We start from the raw sequence: 548 nt of genomic DNA, 5'->3' as shown, positions 1-548 counted from the left end.
GGTTCGGTTCTGCCGCCCAGGGCGATCCAATCTATGAGGCTGGCGTGCAATTGGGGCGGTTGCTGCGTACGGCGTTTTTGGCTGACTACTTTGTCAAGGACGCTTTCAGGAACGAGTTGCGCCGGGTGCTCAATCGGGGCGAGGCTGTTAACGCCCTCAAGCGCGCCATTTATACCGGCCGGATCAGCCCGGCGCAGGCCAAACGTGTCGATGAAATGCAGGCTGTGGCCGATGCGTTGAGCCTGATGGCCAACATCGTGATGGCGTGGAATACCTCACAGATGCAGGCGGTCCTGGATCGCTGGTCGAACCGCCGCCAGGTCATTCCACCGGAACTGATCGGGAAGATTGCGCCCACCAGGCTGGAGAGCATCAACTTGCGGGGTGTGTTTCGCTTCCCGGTTGACCGCTATGCTGACCAAATCCTGCCTTCGCGGCCAAATGCATCGATAACTGGCACCAATGGATGAAACCGACCACGGTTTGACGCCACGAATCGCAGATTTGAAAGTGAACAGGAAAGTCAATGAAATCAACGATCTACCAAC

General features: G+C 57.3%; 1 protein-coding gene. It reads left to right on the top strand.

Annotation, left to right across the window (positions count from 1 at the left end):
- Positions 1-470: Tn3 family transposase (locus ACFSCU_RS18905; protein ID WP_377561346.1), on the top strand; the 470-nt coding region annotated here is incomplete at its 5' end.
- Positions 471-548 lie beyond the last annotated feature (78 nt).

Source organism: Ottowia beijingensis (assembly GCF_042680925.1).
Lineage (GTDB): Bacteria > Pseudomonadota > Gammaproteobacteria > Burkholderiales > Burkholderiaceae_C > Ottowia > Ottowia beijingensis.
The sequence above is the reverse complement of the archived record's forward strand: the minus strand, read 5'-3'. Positions and strand labels throughout refer to the sequence as shown.